The 21,151-nt window shown below is 49.7% G+C and carries 24 protein-coding genes, 1 other RNA gene and 1 pseudogene; 6 read left to right on the plus strand and 20 right to left on the minus strand.

Annotation, left to right across the window (positions count from 1 at the left end):
- Positions 1–323 (plus strand): annotated as a pseudogene (locus F459_RS24160) (hypothetical protein); the annotation flags it as partial.
- Between the two features lie 37 nt (positions 324–360).
- On the opposite strand, the gene F459_RS0113775 reads toward F459_RS24160, so the two are convergent.
- Genes F459_RS0113775 through trxB form a run of 3 tightly spaced genes read right to left on the minus strand, consistent with a single transcriptional unit; the run spans position 361 to position 3,904 of the window.
- On the minus strand, positions 361–1,260 hold the full coding sequence (locus tag F459_RS0113775; protein ID WP_020613305.1) for a GNAT family N-acetyltransferase: 900 nt from the start codon (positions 1,258–1,260) through the stop codon (positions 361–363).
- Positions 1,257–2,933, minus strand: a complete 1,677-nt coding sequence (locus tag F459_RS0113780) for a glycoside hydrolase family 3 protein (RefSeq protein WP_020613306.1) — start codon at positions 2,931–2,933, stop codon at positions 1,257–1,259. Before F459_RS0113780 ends, F459_RS0113775 begins: the two co-directional genes overlap by 4 nt.
- Positions 2,934–2,938: 5 nt before the next feature.
- Positions 2,939–3,904 carry a thioredoxin-disulfide reductase gene (trxB, locus tag F459_RS0113785; protein WP_081623741.1) on the minus strand — a complete coding sequence of 322 codons (966 nt, stop codon included), beginning with the start codon at positions 3,902–3,904 and terminating at the stop codon, positions 2,939–2,941.
- Positions 3,905–4,056: 152 nt separating this feature from the next.
- On the opposite strand from trxB, the gene F459_RS0113790 reads away from it, so the two are divergent.
- From F459_RS0113790 to csrA, 5 genes are read left to right on the plus strand one after another with little or no spacing between them, the layout of a single operon-like run.
- A complete protein-coding gene (locus F459_RS0113790) occupies positions 4,057–4,551 on the plus strand; it encodes a hypothetical protein (RefSeq protein ID WP_020613308.1) in 495 nt (164 codons plus the stop codon).
- A gap of 9 nt (positions 4,552–4,560) precedes the next feature.
- A complete protein-coding gene (gene flgK / locus F459_RS0113795) occupies positions 4,561–6,444 on the plus strand; it encodes a flagellar hook-associated protein FlgK (protein ID WP_020613309.1) in 1,884 nt (627 codons plus the stop codon).
- Between the two features lie 11 nt (positions 6,445–6,455).
- Positions 6,456–7,700, plus strand: a complete 1,245-nt coding sequence (locus F459_RS0113800; protein WP_020613310.1) for a flagellar hook-associated protein 3 — start codon at positions 6,456–6,458, stop codon at positions 7,698–7,700.
- 31 nt (positions 7,701–7,731) lie between these two features.
- On the plus strand, positions 7,732–8,190 hold the full coding sequence (locus F459_RS0113805) for a flagellar assembly protein FliW (protein ID WP_020613311.1): 459 nt from the start codon (positions 7,732–7,734) through the stop codon (positions 8,188–8,190).
- A complete protein-coding gene (gene csrA, locus F459_RS0113810) occupies positions 8,184–8,435 on the plus strand; it encodes a carbon storage regulator CsrA (protein WP_013255179.1) in 252 nt (83 codons plus the stop codon). The genes F459_RS0113805 and csrA overlap by 7 nt, the downstream gene beginning before the upstream one ends.
- Here csrA and F459_RS0113815 read toward each other — a convergent pair.
- The 17 genes from F459_RS0113815 to rpmI form a co-directional block, all read right to left on the minus strand.
- Positions 8,432–9,583: an HD-GYP domain-containing protein gene (locus F459_RS0113815; protein ID WP_020613312.1), complete on the minus strand. Its 1,152-nt coding sequence runs from the start codon at positions 9,581–9,583 to the stop codon at positions 8,432–8,434. The genes csrA and F459_RS0113815 overlap by 4 nt on opposite strands.
- Positions 9,555–10,232 (minus strand): tRNA (adenosine(37)-N6)-threonylcarbamoyltransferase complex dimerization subunit type 1 TsaB, encoded by a 678-nt coding sequence (gene tsaB / locus F459_RS0113820; RefSeq protein WP_020613313.1) that lies wholly within the window; start codon positions 10,230–10,232, stop codon positions 9,555–9,557. The genes F459_RS0113815 and tsaB overlap by 29 nt, the downstream gene beginning before the upstream one ends.
- Positions 10,229–10,657: a tRNA (adenosine(37)-N6)-threonylcarbamoyltransferase complex ATPase subunit type 1 TsaE gene (gene tsaE, locus F459_RS0113825; RefSeq protein ID WP_020613314.1), complete on the minus strand. Its 429-nt coding sequence runs from the start codon at positions 10,655–10,657 to the stop codon at positions 10,229–10,231. Before tsaE ends, tsaB begins: the two co-directional genes overlap by 4 nt.
- Before the next feature lie 12 nt (positions 10,658–10,669).
- Positions 10,670–10,933 carry a hypothetical protein gene (locus F459_RS0113830; protein ID WP_013255175.1) on the minus strand — a complete coding sequence of 88 codons (264 nt, stop codon included), beginning with the start codon at positions 10,931–10,933 and terminating at the stop codon, positions 10,670–10,672.
- Positions 10,934–10,978: 45 nt separating this feature from the next.
- Positions 10,979–12,097: a PilZ domain-containing protein gene (locus F459_RS0113835; protein WP_020613315.1), complete on the minus strand. Its 1,119-nt coding sequence runs from the start codon at positions 12,095–12,097 to the stop codon at positions 10,979–10,981.
- A complete protein-coding gene (locus F459_RS0113840) occupies positions 12,094–13,005 on the minus strand; it encodes a hypothetical protein (RefSeq protein WP_020613316.1) in 912 nt (303 codons plus the stop codon). Before F459_RS0113840 ends, F459_RS0113835 begins: the two co-directional genes overlap by 4 nt.
- 25 nt (positions 13,006–13,030) lie before the next feature.
- Complete coding sequence (gene fliD, locus F459_RS0113845) at positions 13,031–14,968, minus strand: flagellar filament capping protein FliD (protein WP_026295034.1); 1,938 nt, start codon at positions 14,966–14,968, stop codon at positions 13,031–13,033.
- A 34-nt stretch (positions 14,969–15,002) separates the two neighbouring features.
- Complete coding sequence (locus tag F459_RS0113850) at positions 15,003–15,380, minus strand: flagellar protein FlaG (protein WP_020613318.1); 378 nt, start codon at positions 15,378–15,380, stop codon at positions 15,003–15,005.
- A gap of 107 nt (positions 15,381–15,487) precedes the next feature.
- Entirely contained in the window at positions 15,488–16,333 is an 846-nt protein-coding gene (locus F459_RS0113855; RefSeq protein ID WP_020613319.1) for a flagellin N-terminal helical domain-containing protein, read from the minus strand.
- Positions 16,334–16,571: 238 nt separating this feature from the next.
- Positions 16,572–17,432: a flagellin N-terminal helical domain-containing protein gene (locus F459_RS0113865; RefSeq protein ID WP_013255169.1), complete on the minus strand. Its 861-nt coding sequence runs from the start codon at positions 17,430–17,432 to the stop codon at positions 16,572–16,574.
- A 290-nt stretch (positions 17,433–17,722) separates the two neighbouring features.
- Positions 17,723–18,832 carry a tetratricopeptide repeat protein gene (locus tag F459_RS0113870; protein WP_020613321.1) on the minus strand — a complete coding sequence of 370 codons (1,110 nt, stop codon included), beginning with the start codon at positions 18,830–18,832 and terminating at the stop codon, positions 17,723–17,725.
- The gene (locus tag F459_RS0113875; protein ID WP_245540176.1) at positions 18,833–19,657 is read right to left on the minus strand and encodes a PilZ domain-containing protein; all 825 of its coding nucleotides are present in this window, start codon (positions 19,655–19,657) and stop codon (positions 18,833–18,835) included.
- Between the two features lie 29 nt (positions 19,658–19,686).
- A non-coding RNA gene (gene ssrS / locus F459_RS23470) (6S RNA) lies at positions 19,687–19,867 on the minus strand.
- Positions 19,868–19,876: 9 nt separating this feature from the next.
- On the minus strand, positions 19,877–20,149 hold the full coding sequence (locus F459_RS0113880; protein ID WP_245540177.1) for a cell division protein ZapA: 273 nt from the start codon (positions 20,147–20,149) through the stop codon (positions 19,877–19,879).
- Positions 20,150–20,156: 7 nt separating this feature from the next.
- Entirely contained in the window at positions 20,157–20,555 is a 399-nt protein-coding gene (gene zapB, locus F459_RS0113885; protein WP_020613324.1) for a cell division protein ZapB, read from the minus strand.
- Positions 20,556–20,558: 3 nt separating this feature from the next.
- On the minus strand, positions 20,559–20,918 hold the full coding sequence (gene rplT / locus F459_RS0113890; protein ID WP_020613325.1) for a 50S ribosomal protein L20: 360 nt from the start codon (positions 20,916–20,918) through the stop codon (positions 20,559–20,561).
- A gap of 14 nt (positions 20,919–20,932) precedes the next feature.
- The gene (rpmI, locus tag F459_RS0113895; protein ID WP_013255163.1) at positions 20,933–21,133 is read right to left on the minus strand and encodes a 50S ribosomal protein L35; all 201 of its coding nucleotides are present in this window, start codon (positions 21,131–21,133) and stop codon (positions 20,933–20,935) included.
- Between the last annotated feature and the right edge of the window lie 18 nt (positions 21,134–21,151).

Here is a 21,151-nt window from a genome sequence, read left to right on the forward strand (position 1 = left end):
CGGATCATGTGAGGCAGACGGTACAGTTTGCCCGAAGTACGGTGAACATGCTGGAGCGGCTTGAGATCTACCGATATTATCACAACTTTATGAAGCCCTATCGGGTTGGAGGGAAGGATGAGAAGCGGGGGCTGACACATGGGGTAGTGGCTGGGATAGAAGGGAAGCGGATAGCATCCGAGTTGAGGAGTCTGTATACCAGGCGGAGGTTTTTCTTACGGAACCAGCCCATGAATCGGAGTGGGAGGGAGCTGTGGGTCCGGTGCATTCCCACGGCCTTACGATGGATGATTGACTATCTGCCTTCTTATGCATGGGCTTAAAGGTAAAGGAATCACCACGATTCCGGACAGTATCCATCTAAGCCCCTGCCGACCTTTGGATCAGAGGGTAGGTAATGGCATAACTGCAACGCGTCCTAAAGCCAAGCGATCGGTAGAGCGCAACGGCGGCTTCATTATCACGACGGACATAAAGCGTTTCATACTGACCTCGAGATGCAACCGCAGCCATCACCCTTTTCAAGGTTTGATATGCTATCCCCATTCCCCGATATTCCGGTCTGGTGTAAACCCCTCCAATTTGGCAATAACGGAAGGCAATGGCGTTTGTACCAGCCTTCGCTACGGGAATATTTCCCACCATGGCACCGAAAATTAGCTGTCTGCGGCATTGGTTTCTAAAGTGAATAAGTCCGGCTTCCTCGTTGTAGTGCTGGGGATCGGTGACCACTTCTTCTATCTGGTAGGCCCGCTCCACGGGGAAAAAGCGTTCCGCATCATCGGCGGAAAGGCGCCTAACCGAAAGACGGGGGATGGTAATTCGTTTTTCTTTTTCTCCCTTTTCCTCTTCCGCGAGTTTGCGGGTCATAAGGTAAAAAAGCTTCCTTTCCGAAACGCTACACCGAAGAGCTTCTTCGCTCAGTCTTACATCCTCTTCTCGTCCCAATAGACAGTAGATTGCTCTATATTCTTTTCTGAAACGCAGGAGGATATCCTGTAATTCATCATAACGGGGAGGATGCGTTTCATGGAAAAGGGGGAGATAGAGGCCATTCGAACAGAACAACACGAGGCCTCTGATCCCTTTGTTATCCTCCGCTTCCGGGAGATACCAGAGCGACCCATTCTTTTTAGGGGGCAGTTTCGGTATGCCGTATTCCTGGATTCGTGAGGCAAGGGTTGCGGCACGGTACTCTCTGGGGGCAAGAAACTCCATGATGCGCGGAAGATCTTGCTGACCCGCTTTTTTCCAGTTCATTGTGTGTTCAGAGAAACCGGTACGGTTCCTGTTGGCTGAAAGGCCCCGGTTAAGGCAGAAAACCCCGCTTCTATGGACTGCCTGCCTGTTCCATAGACCGCAAGGGCGTTTTCAACCCAGGGAATGTCTTTTAGGTAAATAGGTGTAAGGACAGAGATGACATAAATTCGATCGGCAAAGCCTTTGAGTTCTTCGAGAACCTGGGCGCTGTTGGGATTTGCCAGACAAAAAACAACGGTATCGTAATTTTCCATACGTTGTTTTAAGCGTTTTATAACCTGCGGATCGGCGCTGAAAAAGGGTGAATAATCGTAATCGAAGCTGTCGGCGCCGGGAAAAAAGGTAGCGCCTATAGAGAGAAAGGCATTCAACTGCCCGACAAGAAGCACCTTTCCTGCTTCCTGTGGCTGTAACGGGATCGTTTCACCGCGAATAAGAGAGACACTTCGATGTGCCTGGGAAAGAAAAAAAGCGGAGCCGTCGGCATCGGGAATCTGTTCGGCAATTTCACGGGGGTCGGGATGAAGAGGAACCGCATCTTTTCCTCTCAGATACCGAAGCTTGGTCTCGATGACCCTTCGTGCAGCTTCCCGTACCACTGCGGTCGTTTCGGGGGACTGGCTCATTGTCGAAAGTATGTGCTGACGGATTTTACGATAGGTATCGGTATCTCTACTCACCATGATCATGTCATTACCTGCAAGAATTGCCTGAAGCGATGCTGCGGGGACTCCACCGTAGACTGCAGCGCCGTTCATCTGCATATCGTCGGTAATAATAAGCCCCTGGAAGCCTATCTTCTCCCTCAGAAGCCCGGTAAGCAGGGTTTTACTCAAGGAAGCAGGTTCGTCCGTGCCCGTTATCTTCGGATAGGCGATATGCCCGCTCATGATCGCCGGCAGGCCCTCCTTAACGAGAAATCGATACGGTACAAGCTCCCTGTCCCATATCGTTTGAAAATCGGCATCGATGATCGGAAGGGTCCCGTGAGAGTCCTTATCCGTGGCGCCGTGACCGGGATAGTGTTTTGCCGTACAGACAATGCCTGCTTCCTGCATGCCGTGAAAATAGGCAACAGAGAGCTGAGCGGTTTTTACGGGATCGGAAGAAAAGGCCCGGGGACCGATAACGTCGGCCTTGGGATTTGTATAGACATCTACGGTAGGGGCAAAATTCATGTTGATGCCGAGGACCCGGAGTTCTTTGCCGATGTAATACCCGGTTTTATATGCGTCCCAGGCAATCCCGGAAGCCCCGATGGCTAAATTCCCGGGAGTTACACTGGTATCCCCTTTTACATGACGAACCCATCCCCCCTCCTGGTCGGTTGCCACGAAAAGCGGGATGGAAAATCGATTTTCCTCACTCAAATGTTGAAGCGTAGAAACGGTGTTCCCCAGCTTCAGAAGATTACCGGCGTTCCAGCCGAAAATCTTGATACCGCCGATCTCATAGCGGTCCACCCATTCGATGATTTCCTTGGAAGGATCCTCACCGAAATAACCGATAAGCATAAGCTGTCCGACAAGTTCCTCATCGCTCATCGCATCGGCGATCGACTTCGAAAGTTCTTTCGCCGGAGTATCGTCATAAAAGTCGAGCGCCCCAAGGCCGAAACAGGGAAGAAGCCAGAAACAGAGCAAAATGAGAAATACGGCCCGGGGATTCGACATCACTGTTAGGTGTAACTCTGGCCCTTTAGGTCGTCAATATATTGTGATGCACAATGAGTGGCGATTGCGCCATCGCTTGCGGCCACAACGAGCTGCCTGAAGGGGGTATTTCTCACATCACCAACAGCATAGAGTCCGGAAATCTCCGTTTCCATACACTGGTTGGTAACGATGTATCCTGCCTCGTCCTTCTTTATTTCAGGAAGAATAGCGGTCTGTGGGTCAGATCCGATGAAAACAAAGACGGCATCGACTTCTTCTTCATACTCCTCACCGTTTTTGTTGTTAAAAAAGACTCCTTTCTCAACCTTCATGGATCCCTTTATCTCTTTCAGTTCGGTGTTGAATCGTACTTCAATATTCTTATTTGCCACGACCCTATCGGCAAGTGCCTTTTGGGCCCGAAATCGGTCTCGTCGATGGATGAGGATGACCTTATCGGTCAAATTCGCCAGGAACATCGATTCATCACAGGCAGCATCACCGCCGCCGACTACGAGAATCTTCTTGTTACGGAAAAAGGGCCCGTCGCAGGTTGCACAGTAGCTCACCCCCCGGCCGGTAAACTCTTTTTCTCCGGAAATACCAAGATGACGGTGCTTAGCTCCCGTTGCAACGATAATCGTAAGGGAGGTAATAGTGCCCTTGGATGTCTCGATGTTGAAGATATTATCCTCTTTTTTAAGTGATCTCACCGTTGCCGTTAAGAACTCGGCACCGAAGTTTCGGGCTTGCTGTTCAAAACGTTGTGAGAATTCTATACCTGAAATCGGTTCGGGGAAGCCGGGATAATTTTCCAAGTCGGCTATTATCAGGCATTGGCCTCCTGGCGCCATTTCTTCGATGACGACCACTTTCAAATTGGCCCTGGCAGCATATTGTGCTGCGGTGAGTCCCGCTGCCCCTCCACCGATAATCGCTACATCGTAATCGGTATTCATGCGCAATCCTCCTAAAAGCACCTTCAGCATAGCATAAGATGCAAAAAATGTGAACTACAGGTAAATATATTAAAAATACTATATAAAGACAACCTGTGACTTTTGTAGTGTTTCGAATCCTGGTGAAACTCTTCTTAACAGTCGCATAAAAATGCCGATGATAAAGGATGAGGAGTGTTCGTATGCAGTCATTGACGGAAAAACTGGAAAAGAGTATGGAGCAGGAGCGGGACCTGATTTTGCAGTTTTCTCTCTGGGAGCGGGACTTGAATCAACATGTTTGCAAGCGAGACTGGAAAAAACTTCAGAAGGTGATGGCGAGTGCCGAAGCGCTTTCCGATGAGCTTGATAAACAGGAGCAGATGAGATGTGAAGTTTTCGCTCAGCTACGGGATGCGGTTGGGGAGCTTCCTGATGCGGGGTTTTATCAGGTGGCTGTTCATCTTCCGGCAGAAGAACGAGAGCGCCTTTCTGCTCTGTTTCGTGAACTGAAAATGGCGGTTGTGAATTTGCGCGGGATTGTTTGGGGAATCGATGCCTACGTGCGGGCCGTTCAGGGGACGCTAAAGGGTATCATCGGAGAGATGAGTCCAATGCGACGCGGAACAATCTATGCGAAGAACGGCGGAGCTCGCCAGAGTGAGGCCGGGCCCCTGATTCTGAATCGGCAGTTATAGGAGCCTTGTATGCAGTCAACCTTTACCGGAATTGAGATGGGAAAACGGAGTGTCGTAGCTCATGCCCAGGGCCTATCCACGGTCGGTCATAATATTACCAACGCCGCAACCGAGGGGTACAGCAGACAGCGGGTCGAGATGTCTCCCTACGAACCGATCTATGTCCCCGGCCTCAATCGAGAGGAGACTGCAGGTCAGATGGGGCAAGGGGTTGTTGCAGAGAGGATCAGCCGTGCCCATGATTCCATTTTGGAAAAACGGATCGTCTCTCAATCCTCGGGAAAAGGATATTGGGATGTGAGAGATTCCTATATTTTGATGGCTGAACAGGTCTACAACGAGCCTTCAGAGCTCTCTGTGAGGGGCCTCATGGATAAATTCTGGGAGTCCTGGCAGGATCTTTCCCTGCATCCGGAGGATAATGCCTCCAGGCTTGCAATCATTGAACGCGGCGACTCCCTTATGGATGGGATTCACCGGCGCTATGAGGGACTCAAGGATATCAGAGAGATGCTCGAACAGGATATCCAGGTAACGGTGGATCGTGTTAATAACATCACCAGCGATATCGCCGACCTTAATCGTGAAATCATCAAGGTAAAGGCGATGGGCGACGAGCCAAATGATCTTTTGGATCGTCGTGATCTCCTTGTAAGAAAACTTGCGGATATCATCGACATCAGCGTGGATGACCGGGATCCCGATGAATTTACCGTTCATTCTGGGGGAATGCATCTGGTCCAGGGGGATGTGGTAACGAAGATCGCCGCCGATCCTGATCCCCGAAACGAAGGCTACAGCAGGGTCGTATGGGAGGCTTCCGGAGAGGATTTTCGGCCGAAAAACGGACGCCTTGCAGCGATGGTTGAGCTTCGGGATGGCGATATTCGCAAAGAGATCCAGGAACTCGACACCATGACCGTCAATTTTGTGGATATGGTGAATGAAGTCCACCGGGCTGGCTACGGTCTTAACGGGAAGACGGGTATAGATTTCTTTACCGAGTATCCCTTTGTGGCCAATGCCAATGGAAATTACGACCGAAACGGCGACGGAGCCTTTGATTCGACCTACATCTACCGGATCAACGGAAGCAACAGCCTGAATCCTCAGGAACAGGTGGGAATAAGCGGAACCCTTCGCTTGTCCGGTAGCGATGGTGCGGTGGAAATCGATTATGAGCCCACCGATACGGTGGATGATATTGTAAAACGCATTAACGCTTCAGGTTCCGAAGTTGTTGCCCGTTTCGATCGCCTTGGCAGTCTTTCTCTAAAAGGAACTCCGGCAGCCGGTACAGAAAACCCGGATTTTGTGATCCGCGGCATCGAGGATAGCGGACAGTTCCTTGTCGGATATGCCGGGATCTTAGAGGCAAGTGGACAAGAAGGTGCGTATAGCTGGGACGGAGCCGATGGTGTTCTCGCGCTTCGGGGCGGAGAGGATGGGGCAGGGTATGCGGTCGCTCCCTTAAGCCATCCTTCCGGCTGGATTGAGATCAATCGCCAGGTTAAGGCCGAGCCTGCAACCATAGCGGCAGGTCTCGGAGAAAACGGGCGTCCCGCTCAGCCTGGAGATGGCTCAGCCGCTCTGGCTATCGCCGCCCTTCGAGATCGAGACGTCATGGTCGGCAGTTACCGCAGTTTTGATGAATACTTTTCCAGTGCCGTTGCAAGGGTCGGGTTAAAGGGTGAAACCGCCCAGCGGTCATTGGAAACCGAAGAGGCCATTATGAAGGATCTTTCGGATAAACGGGAGTCGATTGCCGGAGTCAACCTTGATGAAGAGCTTGCAAACATGATCAAATTTCAGCACGGCTATGCTGCGGCAAGCCGTTTTATTACAGCGGTCGACGAGATGCTCGACGTCATTATCAACCGCATGGGTGCATAAAGGTGGAGTAGATGAAACGCGTTAGTACCTATCAACCCAATTACGATATGCAGTACTATCTCAGGCGGCGTAACAACGAGATGAGCAGGGTCCAGAACCAGATTGGTAGTCAGAGCAGGATTACCAATCTCCGGGACGATCCCATTGCCGCCGCACATTCGGTCCGTTACAAATCGGCGGTCGACAGGCTTTCTCAGTTCGATCAGAATGCTGCAATGGTTCTTGATGAGGGAAGAATTGCCGAGAGTTACCTCAAGAGTGCCAACGATATACTCCACCAGGTCCGTGAACTCGCCGTCAAGGGAGCAAACGATACCTTGAACAAGGACGATAAGCGGATGATAGGCGGCGAGATTGATCAGCTCCTCAAGGAATTAGTCGAAATCGCCAATGCCCGAGGCCCTGACGGGACCAGTTTTTTCGCCGGTGACCGGACCATGAGTCCCGCCTATCGAGTCATCCAGGGAAGTCTTGACGGGGGAAGGAGCTACGGGGTCACAGATGTTGAATATATAGGGACCATTACCCCTCCGAAGGCTGAAGTAGGTTCCGGTAACTATATTCAGGCCGGGTTTTCCGGTAACAATCTGTTCTGGGCGGAACAGCAGCAGCTCTTTTCCGGACGGGATGCTTCGTCCTATACCTTGACGGAAGATTCTCTCGTTCGTATCGATAATGAATATGTCAAGCTTTCTGCCGGGGATAATATTCATGCAATCATTGCAAAGATCAATGATTCGGCAGCCGCTGTAAAGGCTTCTCTCGATCCGGTGGAAAATAGTCTTGTGCTCTCTACTACTTCGCCACATCAGCTTTGGCTTGAGGATGTCGGAGACGGACGGGTTTTGAAGGATTTGGGGGTTATCGCAGAGATAGGGAAGGCTCCCTACAATCTTGCCCGGGGAGCAAGCCTTTCCGGCGGCTCACTTTTTGATATGGTCATGAATCTGCGGGATTCTCTTTTGAAAGGTGATACCATTGAAATCGGGGGAAGTGCTTTAAAGGGTATCTCCATGGCTCAGGACAATTTGATTGAAACAATGTCGGGTCTTGGTTCCAGGGATGAGCGTCTTCAGCTGATCCGTCAGAGGATTGCTCAGGAAAAACCTGAAATAGTAAACAGGGACAGTCAGGAAAACGATGTTGATTTGGCCGAAGCTATTACCGATCTTACAGCTCTGGAACAGAGCCATAAAGCAGCGCTCCAGACTGCCGGAAAGATACTTCAGCCGACCTTGCTTGATTTCCTCAGATAGCCTGAAGCGGTGAAAGAAAGGAGACGGTAACATGAAAGTACAAACCAAGCCTTACGGCCTTATCGATGTTGATGCACGGCAATTGATCAGTTTTCCCTCGGGTATATTCGGCTTTGAAACCCTCAATCGTTATGTGTTGCTCGATGCCATCCAGCAACCTTTTTATTGGCTTCAGTCGATCGATGTCCCGGAAATTGCCTTTGTCCTGATTAGTCCCTTCATTTTTCGTCCCGATTACGATCCTGTCCTTTCCAGCGATGAGTACCATGAGATTGGGCTTGAAGGAAGCGATGACGATGATCTATTGCTTTTCACCATCGTTACCATACCACCGAACAATCACAGCGGTATGACGGCGAATCTTCAGGGGCCTGTCATTATCAACAGAAAGACTAGGGTCGCACGGCAGGCAATCGCGGGCGACACAAACTGGCGTACCAAGCATCTGATCATGGATGAGTTTGCCGGGCAAAGGAATGCGGCATGCTGATCCTCGCACGGAAGGTCAACGAGCGGATTATCATCGGAGACTCAATTGAGATATCGGTTGTCGATATTCGTGGTGATCAGGTTAAGCTCGGCATAGAGGCCCCTCGGAACGTCAAGGTGTATCGCCATGAGGTCTTTGAAGCCATACAGGAAGAAAACCGGGCTGCCGCTACATCGAATGTTACGGACCTCCCTGAAATCGATCTTTTTGCCGGGAAAAAAAAGAATCCTTCCGATAAGTCCTAAGAATCTTCAGAAAACTCATCATCAAAGCGGTCATGCACCTTGGCAAAGCGATCACGCAGTTTTTTAAAGTGTGCTATAATCGCAGGATCGAATTGAGTTCCTGCACCCTGCAAAATAATTGAACAAGATGTTTCGTGAGGAATGGGATCTTTGTAGCTCCTCTTCATGCGCAGCGCATCGTAGACATCGCAGACTGTTACGATTCTCGCAGCAAGAGGTATCATATCCCCAGCAAGGCTATAGGGGTATCCATTGCCATCCCAGCGTTCGTGATGGTGAAGAGCAATCTGTTTTGCCATGATATTGGGATACGAGTTGAGAATATAGGCACCGTTGATGGTATGCTCTTTCATGATTATCCATTCCCGGGCATCCAGGGGGCCTTCCTTGTTTAAAATATCGTCGGGCGTACCGATTTTCCCTACATCATGCATAGGTGCAAGAAAGTAGATATCATCGATGAATCCGGGAGTGACCTGCTCCGAAAAAGCAGAATCATCCCCCATGGACGTGGCAAGTAGTCTGGCATATTCACCGACACGCTGAATATGGTATCCCGTGTCGTTATCCTTCAGCTTCGACGCCTCCAGAAGGCTGAGAAAGGTACCCCTAAGCAGTGTTCGATGTTCATGGGTCACATCATCCACCATCATTATCCAGAATTCCGGCACTTCTTTTGACTCCTTTTTTCTGACAGGAGAGAAAAGGAGGTTTAACTCCACCGGGAGTTTCAGCTTGCTCGGAAGATAGAGCCCTTTTTTGGTGGAATAATGCAGTTCTTTGCTTCGCAGTTCGGAGAGAAGGAGTGTGGCGGCCTCGGCCGAAAGCGTCGGAGAAAGGAGCTTCCCCAATCCCACACCGGGGCTGCAGTCGGTAAAGAAGGAAAAAAAGGCGGAATTTGCCCACCTGACATGGAGGGTTTCGTCGATTACTGCACAGGGCAAAACAGTATGCGCCAGCATTGACGAGGTATTCAGATCAGAAATGTCGAGGTGAGGGGAAGCGGAAGAGGAAGAGGCTATCTCATCTACCTCTTCGACTTCTGTAAGCTCTTCGAGATCTCCGATACTCTCTGCCTGTCGGATATCACTGCCGTTCGTGACGAGCCCCCTCTTCTGTCTATTTTTTACGCGACAACTCCGCCTCACTTTGGCGGAGATAGAAGGGGCCTGTCCCTTCCTTGTCGGCTCCCCTCTGATTATAGTGGTTTTCACCACAGCGCGCCAGGGCAAGGCCGACGCCTTCTCTCCGATAAGGATCGAGCATCCAAAGAGGAGAGGAGCTAATCTGTTCAAGGAACAGATCCGCCCCGGGGCCGGTGAGCAGAAGCTCGCTTTCTCTTTTCTCCATCCTTTCCCGAATGATAGCCTGTATCTCTTCAGCATCAAGGTCCAGGTAGTCGGTAACCCGTTCTCCAGAGAGGTAGAGCGCACAATAAAAACGCCCCTTTCTGGCATCGATAAGCGGTAAGACTGCCGTGGCAATATCTTTTTTGCCCCAGGCCATGGCATCGAGGGTGGAAACCGAAACGAGGGGAACATGTGCTCCCACAGCTATCCCTTTTGCGGTCGCCATGCCGATACGTAGACCAGTAAAGGACCCGGGACCCCTGGAGGTGACAATGAGGTCGAGCTTGTCGGCGGAGAGTTCTTCCTTCTTAAGCATCTCGTCGATTTCCGGCATGAGCCGTTCCGCGTGGTGAAGGGCACCGTCTATGACAAGGTTTCGTATGGTCCGGGAGGTTTCCAGTCTGACAGACAGGACCTCTCCACTTGTATCGAAGGCAAGGATGTTCACGGCTCCTCCTCAGGTTCGTCTATGACGATAGTACGTGTCCCATCGTCATTGATGCTGATAGTGATATGGATGAGCCTCGGGGGAAGGGCTTCTTCCACTTTTTCGCTCCATTCAATAAAGGTGACACCCTTGCCGTAGATATACTCTTCGAGCCCCAACAGTTCGAACTCTTCTGTCGAATCAATACGATAGACGTCGATGTGATAAAGGGGCAGGGTTCCTTCGTACGCAGAGGCAATGGTGAATGTCGGGCTCGTCACCGCTTCTTGTATCCCCAGAAAGGAGGCAACGCCCTGTATGAAGGTTGTTTTTCCTGCGCCGAGAGGGCCGTGCATACAAACGACAGCCCCGGGGCTAAGGCCTGCCGCAAAGTCCGCCCCCAAGGCTTGCGTCTGTTCGCCACTTGATGTTTTATGCTCTTTCATCTGTTTTTCCGTTCAGGAGAGTCTTCCCTCACGTTCCTGTTCGGCAATATACGCCTTCATGCTTTTGATTGCCGGCAGAAGAGGGTAATCAATGTGATCGAGGAAGGAAACAGCTATATGAGTTCCGCCTGTGGGAAGGTGTTCTATACTAAAGCTGACACGTTTATCCTGCACCTCTGTCCCTATATGCTTAATTGAAGCTACTGCGGTAAATTCCCGTCGATAAAGGATGGCTAAATCCTTTTTGCGGATCTCTTTTAGTCCTAACACCTGCATAGTGCTATACTGTAGGAGAAATCACCGGTCTTGGTCAATTATCGGTTAACGTTTTTTCGCGATGGAATCTTCAAGTCCGTAGACGTAGGAGTTGATTCGATTGAGATGCTTTCTGCTCATCCGGGTGAATTGGATGTGCATAATGCCTCCGATGGGTCGAAGTCTTGAAAGGCTCCGCACCTTCCCATACACCACGACTTGGTTTGATCCCCGGCCTGTCTCAAATTCGAGTTTAATCAATTCTCCCGTTCCAAGGGGATAATTGCTCTTCATTGCGCAGCCTCCGGCGGAGATGTCGTTGATCGTGCCGAGGGTACCCCGCTTATGTTCGACAACCGCCTTCTTTTCCATAGTTTTTCCGCTTCCTGCTGCCAGGACCCTGATGGGATAAAAGTAGGCCGGTCGACTCATTTCTCGCCTGCGGTAGCGCCGTTGCTGCTCTTTCTTGATTTTTCCTGCATGCTGAATGAAGAGGCTTGAAACTCCTCTCAACTGGTTATAGCCGAGGACCTTGCTCTCGAAGCTGTAGCCTTGTCCGTTCGAGCGCCAGAAAAAAACCTTTACCTTGGTCCATTTTTTCCAGCGTATCTGGTTACCACGATTATCAACAGGAACCGTCAGGCTGAGATTTTTTTGGAGATTGCCGTTTATCTTGGATTGAAATCGATTTCCGACCTCGTCTTGAATTGTGAGAGCCTGGCCCAGTGGAATCTGCTTTGATGAGCCGTAATTGCCCGTCCCTCCGCCTCCGGAGCGTTCGAGTTTCTGCTTGATCCTGTAGAGCTCCAGCTTTCTTGCTTCCTTATCCACACCTGGATGCGGATCCGTTTCAATACTGGAAAATGTCCTTTTTAATGCAGAATCAAGGCTCTGACCGCTTTGTAATAAGCGTAAGGGAGGGATGTTTGCCCCCTGTGCTATCTGCATGAGAAGCGTGCTTTCTCTTTTACTGAGACCTCGAGCCTGTGCATGCCGCTTGAATGTACGTTTGCTTCCCCTGCTTGCGGTCCGTGATCTGGTTCCGCCGCCGCCTTTGCCGCCGACAAGAAGCAGAATTCCAAAAAAAACTACAACAACGATGACCCCGATAATGGTCGTTCTGGGGTCGCTTTTTTTGATTGTGGGAACAAATTGCAAAAGTGGAAGTGCTGTTTCCCACATCATCCCGCTTCGCTCTCCTTAAGAGCGGATTCTATCTCCGTACAGAGGGTGGAGATACGAGGAGCTATTTCATATTCGACCAGATCACCGATGAGCACGGCATCCGAAGAATCGAAGGCATCGGTAAGTTCTGCAAGAATGGGATTAAGTTCCTGATAAAGCGTACCGATTTGTGGAGAATCACCTTCTCCAAGCAGGTCGATATCGCAGCAAGCCTTTAGATAGGGGAAGAGGCGCGTCAACTTTCCGTACAATTCTGTAAAGGTGACAATCTGCTGCATGGCCTCGGAGTCCTTTCCCGTCTGAAGTAATATAGGAAGATCTTCCAGGACGGGAACGATTTCCCGAAGTGCAGCAACCGCATTGTCAAGTTCCTTTCTGGGATTCTGAACTTCGTCGAGACGGTCTCTGATGAGTATTTCCAGATTTCTGAAAAAATCGATCAAAGCAAGAGCCTGAGGTCCGGGTTTACCCAGAGCAAGACCCGATGCGGCGAGGAGTTGATCAAATCGAGCGGCAAGTGGTTCACCCGATTCTCCCGGATTGATAAGAGGATCGACAGAACCCCTAACGGGACCGTATTCGGCAAGCAATTGCCGGACCACCTCAAGGTTTGCCGAAGCAAGAGCCTGCTTAAACATGATAATGTAATCCAGGAGAATCGTTAGGTGTTCATTCCTCTGTTCCAGAAAGGATGAAGCCACGAGATTGATGGTCTTTGATGAGTGGATGGAGATATCCTTCCAGCTCTCTTTATCCAATAGGTCCGCACGTTTCCCGTCGATCTCAATTCCCGTTATTGAATACTCATTATTCTTTAGCCACCCTGATATGCCGGCGACAACTTCCCCTATCGTCTGTTCGTCTTCAATCGTCACATCGAAAGGAACACTGTTAACCAGAATTTGCACCCCATTCTCCTTCATGTATAGTGCCTTACTGCCCGGAGTTGTTTAGATTATTCAGGGCGCGGCTGTTTTCCTGCATGGTACTCAGGGCACTCTCCATCTGTCCGTATTTCACCTTGAGCTGCTGCTCTTTGCGTTCTAAATCGTCTTCCATTTCCTTAATATCATTATCGGTATCATCTATTCGTTCATTTAGCCCCGATACTCTGGTCGCAATTAAGCCTCCTGTCTGGGTATAGTAGGAGGTATATTGATCCATAGCATAACCGACACCGGAGTCCACGACAAGATCCCCGTCACTGTCCCTTCCGAAAAGTTCCTTGATCGCGGGTAAGAGGTCGGATTTCAATACCTCATCAAGCTTCGCTTCGTTGATCTCAAGGTAACCGCGCAGCCTTTTTTGATCCACCCCGCCGCCGAAACCTGAACTGTTGGTCGATATCCCAATCTGATTGAGCATGGAAAGTCGATTGTCCGCACTGGTTTTGTAGGGGGTGATGATCAACTGCTGCAGTCTGTTTTTCAACTGCATAAAGGTGGTGTCTCCCTGAAAGATTCCAAGCTGGTCCTGTGCCGCTTTCCGTTCGTCATCGGTGAAATATTCGATTTCATCTATGATCGATTCATTTGTATCGGTCATGATATTGATGCGGGTTAGAAGCTGGTTGTAGCTGCCGACAAAGGCTATGATGTCGTTTTTAATCGTTTCACGGTCGGGTTCTATATGAATATCCACAGGCCCGTCGGAAGGGGCCTTTACATGAAGCGTGATACCGGGTATCACATCATCAATCTCGTTATCCGGCCGCCTGACCTCGATCCCTTCGATTTTGATGATCGAATCCGAAGCGGCAGATATTGCATGCGCCGGGGATGCATCCCCTCTAACCTCGGGATCGGTGATGGCCATCTTTTTTACAGTAATCCTCCGATTGGTGTTTCCCCCGTTGTTGATTTCCAGTTTTTTCGGAAAATCGGAAAGTTCGTTTCTCCCCAGGACGATTGTTGCTTCGGTATCCTCACCGGAGATCGGTGATAAAGCGTTTCCGTCAATCGAAAAAATGTCCTTTGATTCGCTGTAGGGTGGGGGAGGCGGAGGCTGCCACGGGGGTACTTCAACCTGGCTTTCGCTGTTCTGGATGGTAATTCCTTCGTAGGTAACCCCCTCGGGAGGAGAGAGTGATGGTCCGCTGGGTGGCGATGGGGGTGAGTACGCCTCTTTCGGCAGATTTTCGACCGTATAGGTGACCGATAGCTGCTGCTTACCCGTTAGCGCATGGTTGATATCTACTGTCTGACGCTCCCCCGGCTCTGCTGTTTTATTGGGTGTCAGCGAGAAGCTATCTTCTACTGCTTCTTCCAGCATTCCCATATCAAGGGCAAGGGCTTTTGTCGCATCATCAAAGAACAGCTTGTTTTCTTCGCCGGTTTTCAAGCTGCTGATCACCATTACCTTTGTATCGAAGGTGTCCCGTACCACCGAAGCCGCAAGAAGACCTGTTCCACGGCGGTTTATCGCCTGGGCAAAAGAATCAAGGTCGCCACCTCGGAATTTTACTGATACCTCTTCGTCTCCTACCCGAAATCTATATGTACCCTCCGGAACATGATAGTCATTCGGTAGTGAAGCGCTAGCGAAACGATCGGCGGAAGCCACTTGTATGACCTCCACGGCGCTTGTCGCTTCTTCGGCCTGACGACCCGCCGTTGCCGTGAGTGCATTTTCCTGAGAAGAATCGGCAACCAGATTTTGAAAGGGGTTTTGGAATCCGTAGAGTTTTTTCGCACTATCCCGAAATCGATCAATGGTTCTATTGATCACCTGCCAGGCGTCTTTTTGCTGCTTATACTCTTCTTTTCGATCTTCAAGGCGATTGAGGGGGATACGCTCGGCATCCATGATCGCCTTGATCATTTCATCTGTCTTGTATTTACTATTTACGCCCGGTATCGATAAATCAGACATGCCTTGTAAAAGCCCCCGAAATAACGGGGACCTTTCAGATCTCCTCGTCGATCAGAAGGCCTATGGCCTCCTTCATCCTGCGATGAAGCCGCTGAAGTTCCTCCGGGGGTATCTCCTTGATCACCTTATCGGTTTGCCGGTCCACCACCTTTACTACTATGGTACCGAGATCACGGTTGAGAATAAATTTAAGTTTACGATCGAATAAACTCGTCATCCGGAGAATATCTTTCAAATAACCTTCCGCATCTTTTTCAGAAATTGGCGCGGCAGCAGCTTCCTTTTTGCTTTGCTCTTCTGCAATACGCTGAGCTTTCGCCTTAGCCTTGATGGCCTGGGCTACTTCACTGTTTCTACGGACCGTTTCCATTCGAGCAGCGTTATTCGATAGATTCTGTATGTCGAGTTCCATAAGAACCACCTCTTTAGAAAAAAAGACAGGGAAGGGGCGCGGCCTCCCCTGTCCGAAAAATGGATGAGAAAACGTCCAGGAATCTCATCCGGAAAAGAACGGTATACTTAAAAAAGCTGAAGTACCGACTGGGTCTTTGTATTTGCCTGAGCAAGCATCGCGGTGCCGGCCTGCGTAAGGATCTGGTTTTTCATGTAGTCAACCATTTCCGAAGCCATGTCGACATCTCTGATTCGACTTTCGGCAGCCTGAAGATTTTCGGCCGCGATAGATACACCCTGGCTGGCTGTCTCAAAGCGGTTCTGATATGCGCCAAGATCGGCTCGCTGACGCGAGACCTGACGGAGGGCGGTATCAAGTTGGCCGATAGCCATATTTGCAGAGTCTACCGAGGTGATCGAAATCATCTCTTCGGTTCCCTGCGACCCCTGAAGTCCGAGCGCCTGTGCAGTCATGGTTCCGATAAAAATTCTTTCACTCTGGTCCATATTGGCCCCGACCTGGAACTGCATGACCTGTTCTCCATTCTGTGCAAAACGACCGGTAAGCATGTTCATACCATTGAACTGTGCATGGCTGGCGATTCTGTTGACTTCGTCGACCAACTGACTGACTTCGACCTGAATCTGCATTCTGTCTTCGTCTGTATAGATGCCGTTTGCCGACTGTACCGAGAGTTCTCTCAGCCTATGAAGTATATCCTGAGTTTCCTGCAGGTATCCTTCCGTTGCCTGGATGAAGGAGACACCATTTTCGATGTTCCGTGTAGCCTGATTAAGCCCCTTGATCTGGCCCCGCATTTTTTCGGATACCGCAAGACCTGAAGCATCGTCGCCGGCCCTGTTGATACGCATGCCGGAGCTGAGCTTTTCGATGTTGCTTTGCACCTCATTGTTACGTACGCTAAGACTTCTGTTTGCGTACATGGCGCTCATGTTGTGGTTAATAATCATAAACCCTCCTTGATATCTAACGAAGGCATCCTTTGCCTTCAACGATTCGGTGTCGTTTGAGAAGGAAAACAGAAGAATAAGTTCGCGCCTCTTCTGCCCCGTTCGCTTCCTTCATGCAGAAAAACGAGGAGTAATCCCGACCTCCTAAAAGGAGATCGGGTAACTCTACGCTCCGACACCCGGAGGGATTGTTTTCAAAGATCCTACGGGATAGGATTACTGCTTATAGTGTAGTCCTCTATCCGAAAAGTTGCAAGACTGACTGTGTTTTCATGTTTGCCTGGGACAGCATAGCCGTTCCTGCCTGAACAAGGATCTGGTTCTTGGTGTATTTCACCATCTCATCGGCCATGTCGGTGTCTCTAATCCTGCTTTCCGCCGCCTGGAGGTTTTCGGACGCGACATCGATGCCTTTCACCGCATGTTCGAGCCTGTTCTGATAAGCCCCGAGATCGGCCCGCTGCTTGTTTACGCTCTTGAGAGCGGAATCCAGGGTACCGATGGCCCGGTTTGCATCTTCGGGGGTCTCGATGGTTAAAATTTCGTTAGTCCCGATATTTCTCACACCGAGTGCGGCACTGGTCATGGTACCGATAAAGACCCGTTCCCTCTGATCCATATTGGCCCCGATGTGGAACCACATACTGGCTGTAACGGTGTTTTCTCCCGATTCCCGGGCAAAACGGCCGGTAAGCATGTTCATCCCGTTAAACTGTGCATGGCTGGCAATTCGGTCGACCTCATCAACCAACTGACTAATTTCAACCTGGATCTGCATTCTGTCCTCGTCGGAGTAGATACCGTTGGCGGACTGTACCGAAAGCTCCCTCATGCGGTGCAGAATATCCTGAGTCTCCTGAAGATATCCTTCGGTCGACTGGATAAAGCTGATGCCGTTGGAGGCGTTTCTGCTTGCCTGATTCAAGCCTCTAATCTGAGACCTCATCTTTTCTGATACTGCCAGACCCGATGCATCATCGCCTGCACGGTTGATGCGAAGACCTGAAGAGAGCTTTTCCATGTTTTTGCTTACTGCGTTGTTACTAATCTTGAGGCGATTTTGTGAAAAGACAGCACTCATGTTGTGATTAATGATCATATGACATCCTCCTTGAATGTTACGGAAGCATCCTTGCTTCCTTTTCGGCGAATTTGAAAAAGATTTTCTTAAGCCCCTTTCAGTATCCGCCGATGCTTTACATGAAGAGGGAAGGTGGGTACTGGCCAGTTTACCGCGGTTTGACCTTTCCTCAGTCTAAAGCTTCGGCATGGAGAAGGTCAAACTTTAGCTTTTTTGAAAAAAAGATGAAGAAAATTCCGTAGTGTTAGGAATATTGGTGGTAATCGCTTCTGTGCATGATCATCCATCGCCGCAAAGGCGCGTGAAATCTATTCGATATCTTTCGCATAGTAAAGGGCAAGAGGATCTTGCGGATCAATTTTCAGGATCTCACGGAAACAGCGCTGGGCCTCTTCATAGTTGTCTTTTTTTAACTCGAGGATTGCAATATTCGATATGATTTTGACATTCTTCGGTTCTATGGCCCTGGCCTTTTCCAACACGACCCTGCATTGGTCATATTCTCCGAGCTCCATGAGGCAGATGGCAAGTTCGTTATAGATGTCTACTTCCTTTTCTTCCAATTCCAAGGCCCTATAAAGCGCTTTTTTGCCTGCTGTATAGTCGCCACTCCGTCTGAGCGCCCAGCCCAGCAAGAACCAGCCACTCCAAACTTCGGGACGCACAGAGAGAAAGCTCTTGATTTTCTCTATGCCTTCCTTCTCGTGTTTTTCTTTTATGGCTTCGAATGCCTCATGAAAAAGCCGGTCGAGTTGTTCATTGCTTTCAAGCTCATCAAGCGCCTTTTCCACCTTGGGTATACGGGGATCATTATCCTCAGCAAGGGAGAGAAAGTCGCTCAAAAGCATTTTTGCCCTTCCAAGCTTGCGCAGTTTGAGGAAAAAATAGCCGGCATTGAAATGTACTCCCGGACTTTGCGGAAAGGAGACGATGGCCTTTTCATAGGTATTGATCGCCCTGATTGCGGCGTCTTCTGCCAGGGAAATACGTCCCTGATCGACATAGAGATCAAGCTGCTGTTCATATAGAAGGGCAAGGTTAAGGGGTGTTTTCTCTTCCTGTGGATCGAGACGGGAGAGCGCAAGAAAAAGTTCCTCGGCAAGGTCGAAATCGAGCCTCTTTGCTTTTACAATGGCCGCCTCCGTCATTGTGGAAACAATGTCGGGCTGAAGGGCAAGGATGAAACTTCGGAAGTAGTCGGCATGGCTATGCTCGGGATTCCATGCCAATATCTTCAACATGGCCGAAATGATCATCTCCCAGGAGAGATCGGCAAAGTCCACGACTTTCCCCATGCCGGGAGGCACTTCGACGGGAAGCATGATGGACGGATCTATGGAAAAGTCTCCAATGGAACGATGAAAGTCCTCAGGTAAAGAGATATACAATAAGCGATCTATTTCTTCTTTTCCGCCCATCTATGCCTCTTTCGGATTCTTGGCGACAGCCGATGAGAGTGGACGGGCTTTCATATAATCATTCAGCATGACTTTATATTCAATGGGAGTCTGGTCCTCTATAAATTGGATGGCAACCGCTGTAAGATCCTTTCTGCCTTCGACCTCCTCGCTTCTAACGATGGTTGCCGGAAGATTGAAGGCCCGTTGTTCGACGGTTTCAAGATGAAGATGGCATTCCTTGCCCAAAAGGAATTTTGCAACACCGGAAACGACGACCTTTGCTCCGGAAAATGAGAGATCTCTGATAATGCAGGGGCGGGGGATGCTTTCCACCCGAAGCTGGCCAGCCTTTGAGGTCAGGCCCAATTTCCGGATGCTGTTGGCATCGATCTGAATACGTTCTTCTTTGCGTTTCTTTGAATTAACGCTGGCTTCCAACAAGGTTCCCAGAATTCCTATTAAATCGTCCGGCGGCCGTTGGGTAAATTCGAGATTGACAAAATTAAGTGTGGGATGTTCTTTGTTATAAGGGTTAAACCCGCTTATTTTTGATGCGACGAAAAAGGCAAGGGGGTCGTTTTTATCGTTTTCCTGAAAGGAAAGACGTAACGACACAAGATTGTTTGCCTGTCGAAGCCGTTCAAATGTCTCACTTGAGACGTTTGCAATGACCTTGGCACCGGTCATGGATGCGGAAAAGACAATACAGGGAATTTGCGATCCCAGAAATTTCAGGAAAATGTGTTTTGCCAGCAGTCCTGTAGCTCTGATAACATCCTTATTAAAGGTTACATCGATCTCCCTGTAATGCTGATAAAATCGATTTATCTGTTGGCTTGTCATCAATGCCATAATAGTTCCAATCCCCTATAGTAAAACCCGCGATGCCGCTTGGGGAAAAAATCTCTTGAACCCAATGGTTCAAGTGGGTTTCCGCAACGTGGAATCCTGTCCATCCTGAAGACGGGCAATTCAACCACGAAATGAAGGAATCCCGTTTTGTATTTTTGTCCCAAGAGATTGACGATCCCCTCCCGTACATCGCAGGAAAAGTATTCTCTTTTAGGGGAGCTCTTCGTTCAGAAATTGGATCAAACGATCGGTTGCCTCTTCGGCCCGTTCCGATTTCATTCGTTCCTGAAAGAGCTCATCTGCTATTAGTATACTGGAAAGAATGGCGCTACGTAAAGGTTCTCTGCTTCCCATGTTTTCTTCTATGCGCTGTATCCTCTCTTCGACGAAAGAGACGAGTTGACGCAAATAACGAGGGTCTTCATCCGTCCTGACGGCGAACGAAGACCCCAACATGGAAATGTGAAACGGTTCCTTGTTCATTCGATGATTAAAAGATATCAAGCTCCCCGTTGCGGTCGGGAGCGGGTTCTTCAGCATCTTCGCTTTCTGCGATGTCCGGTTCTGCGATATCCGGCTGAAGGGATTCTCCTTCAGTTTCCTCGATGGGGGCTTCTGCCGTCGAAGTAGCCTCGCCGTCATGCTGCTGCACTTCGACGGCACTGCTTTCCAGCGCATCCAGCTGCTGCAAAGCACTGATGATGCCTTCTTCGATTTTTCCCTGATCGCGTTTGAATGAATCGATGAGAACCTCGAGCTCTTCGATACGCTTTTCATAGCTGGAGAGGGTCTTCCTCAGCGCACCATTTTCTTCCCGCAGAGAAGCAATGAGATCAACAGCCTGCCGCACTTTGCTTTCGAGAAGCTGAATCTGCTCGAAGGTAACCATTTCTTATGCCTCCAGCTCCGCTTTCGCTTTCTTTACAAGCTCGGAGAACGCCGTCTTGTCTTCAATAGCCATATTGGAAAGGGCTTTCCTGTTGATTCTGACTTCAGCTTTAATGAGACCGTTTATAAAGCGAGAGTAGGTGATCCCTTCGTTCCTGCAAGCGGCGGAAATCCTGGCAATCCAAAGCTTGCGAAAATCCCGTTTCTTTCTTCTGCGGTCACGATATGCATATTGACCCGCTTTCTCAACCGCATCCTTGGCGGTCCGAAAGTTGGTGCTTCGGCGACCCCAGTAACCCTTTGCCTGACGCGTTATCTTTTTGCGTCGGTCATGTCTTCGTGTTCCATCAACTGCTCTGGGCATGGCGAAAAACTCCTTTAGAAGTTATATGGAAGAAGGCCCTTCGCCTTTTCGGTTTCTGCCTTGCTGAGAACGCCGGCATGACGAAGGTTTCTTTTCCGTTTTGTGGATTTTTTTGTTAGAATATGGCGAAGTCCCTGTTTTTTATACTTGACTTTGCCAGACCCGGTAACCGAGTACCGTTTTGCCGCGGACTTGCGGGTTTTCATTTTCGGCATATCAATTCCTCACCTGTG

It is taken from the genome of Sediminispirochaeta bajacaliforniensis DSM 16054 (assembly GCF_000378205.1).
Lineage (GTDB): Bacteria > Spirochaetota > Spirochaetia > DSM-16054 > Sediminispirochaetaceae > Sediminispirochaeta > Sediminispirochaeta bajacaliforniensis.

Excerpts from the sequence above, each read along its gene's own strand:
- trxB (WP_081623741.1), bottom strand. The coding sequence starts at position 3,904 with ATGCTGAAGGTGCTTTTAGGAGGATTGCGCATGAATACCGATTACGAT.
- F459_RS0113805 (WP_020613311.1), top strand. The coding sequence starts at position 7,732 with ATGAAAGTACAAACCAAGCCTTACGGCCTTATCGATGTTGATGCACGG.
- F459_RS0113790 (WP_020613308.1), top strand. The coding sequence starts at position 4,057 with ATGCAGTCATTGACGGAAAAACTGGAAAAGAGTATGGAGCAGGAGCGG.
- csrA (WP_013255179.1), top strand. The coding sequence starts at position 8,184 with ATGCTGATCCTCGCACGGAAGGTCAACGAGCGGATTATCATCGGAGAC.
- F459_RS0113875 (WP_245540176.1), bottom strand. The coding sequence starts at position 19,657 with ATGACAAGCCAACAGATAAATCGATTTTATCAGCATTACAGGGAGATC.
- flgK (WP_020613309.1), top strand. The coding sequence starts at position 4,561 with ATGCAGTCAACCTTTACCGGAATTGAGATGGGAAAACGGAGTGTCGTA.
- F459_RS0113780 (WP_020613306.1), bottom strand. The coding sequence starts at position 2,933 with ATGTCGAATCCCCGGGCCGTATTTCTCATTTTGCTCTGTTTCTGGCTT.
- F459_RS0113855 (WP_020613319.1), bottom strand. The coding sequence starts at position 16,333 with ATGATTATTAACCACAACATGAGCGCCATGTACGCAAACAGAAGTCTT.
- F459_RS0113865 (WP_013255169.1), bottom strand. The coding sequence starts at position 17,432 with ATGATCATTAATCACAACATGAGTGCTGTCTTTTCACAAAATCGCCTC.
- fliD (WP_026295034.1), bottom strand. The coding sequence starts at position 14,968 with ATGTCTGATTTATCGATACCGGGCGTAAATAGTAAATACAAGACAGAT.
- F459_RS0113775 (WP_020613305.1), bottom strand. The coding sequence starts at position 1,260 with ATGAACTGGAAAAAAGCGGGTCAGCAAGATCTTCCGCGCATCATGGAG.
- rplT (WP_020613325.1), bottom strand. The coding sequence starts at position 20,918 with ATGCCCAGAGCAGTTGATGGAACACGAAGACATGACCGACGCAAAAAG.
- F459_RS0113835 (WP_020613315.1), bottom strand. The coding sequence starts at position 12,097 with ATGATGTGGGAAACAGCACTTCCACTTTTGCAATTTGTTCCCACAATC.
- F459_RS0113800 (WP_020613310.1), top strand. The coding sequence starts at position 6,456 with ATGAAACGCGTTAGTACCTATCAACCCAATTACGATATGCAGTACTAT.
- tsaE (WP_020613314.1), bottom strand. The coding sequence starts at position 10,657 with ATGAAAGAGCATAAAACATCAAGTGGCGAACAGACGCAAGCCTTGGGG.
- F459_RS0113880 (WP_245540177.1), bottom strand. The coding sequence starts at position 20,149 with ATGAACAAGGAACCGTTTCACATTTCCATGTTGGGGTCTTCGTTCGCC.
- rpmI (WP_013255163.1), bottom strand. The coding sequence starts at position 21,133 with ATGCCGAAAATGAAAACCCGCAAGTCCGCGGCAAAACGGTACTCGGTT.
- F459_RS0113830 (WP_013255175.1), bottom strand. The coding sequence starts at position 10,933 with ATGCAGGTGTTAGGACTAAAAGAGATCCGCAAAAAGGATTTAGCCATC.
- F459_RS0113850 (WP_020613318.1), bottom strand. The coding sequence starts at position 15,380 with ATGGAACTCGACATACAGAATCTATCGAATAACGCTGCTCGAATGGAA.
- zapB (WP_020613324.1), bottom strand. The coding sequence starts at position 20,555 with ATGGTTACCTTCGAGCAGATTCAGCTTCTCGAAAGCAAAGTGCGGCAG.
- F459_RS0113870 (WP_020613321.1), bottom strand. The coding sequence starts at position 18,832 with ATGGGCGGAAAAGAAGAAATAGATCGCTTATTGTATATCTCTTTACCT.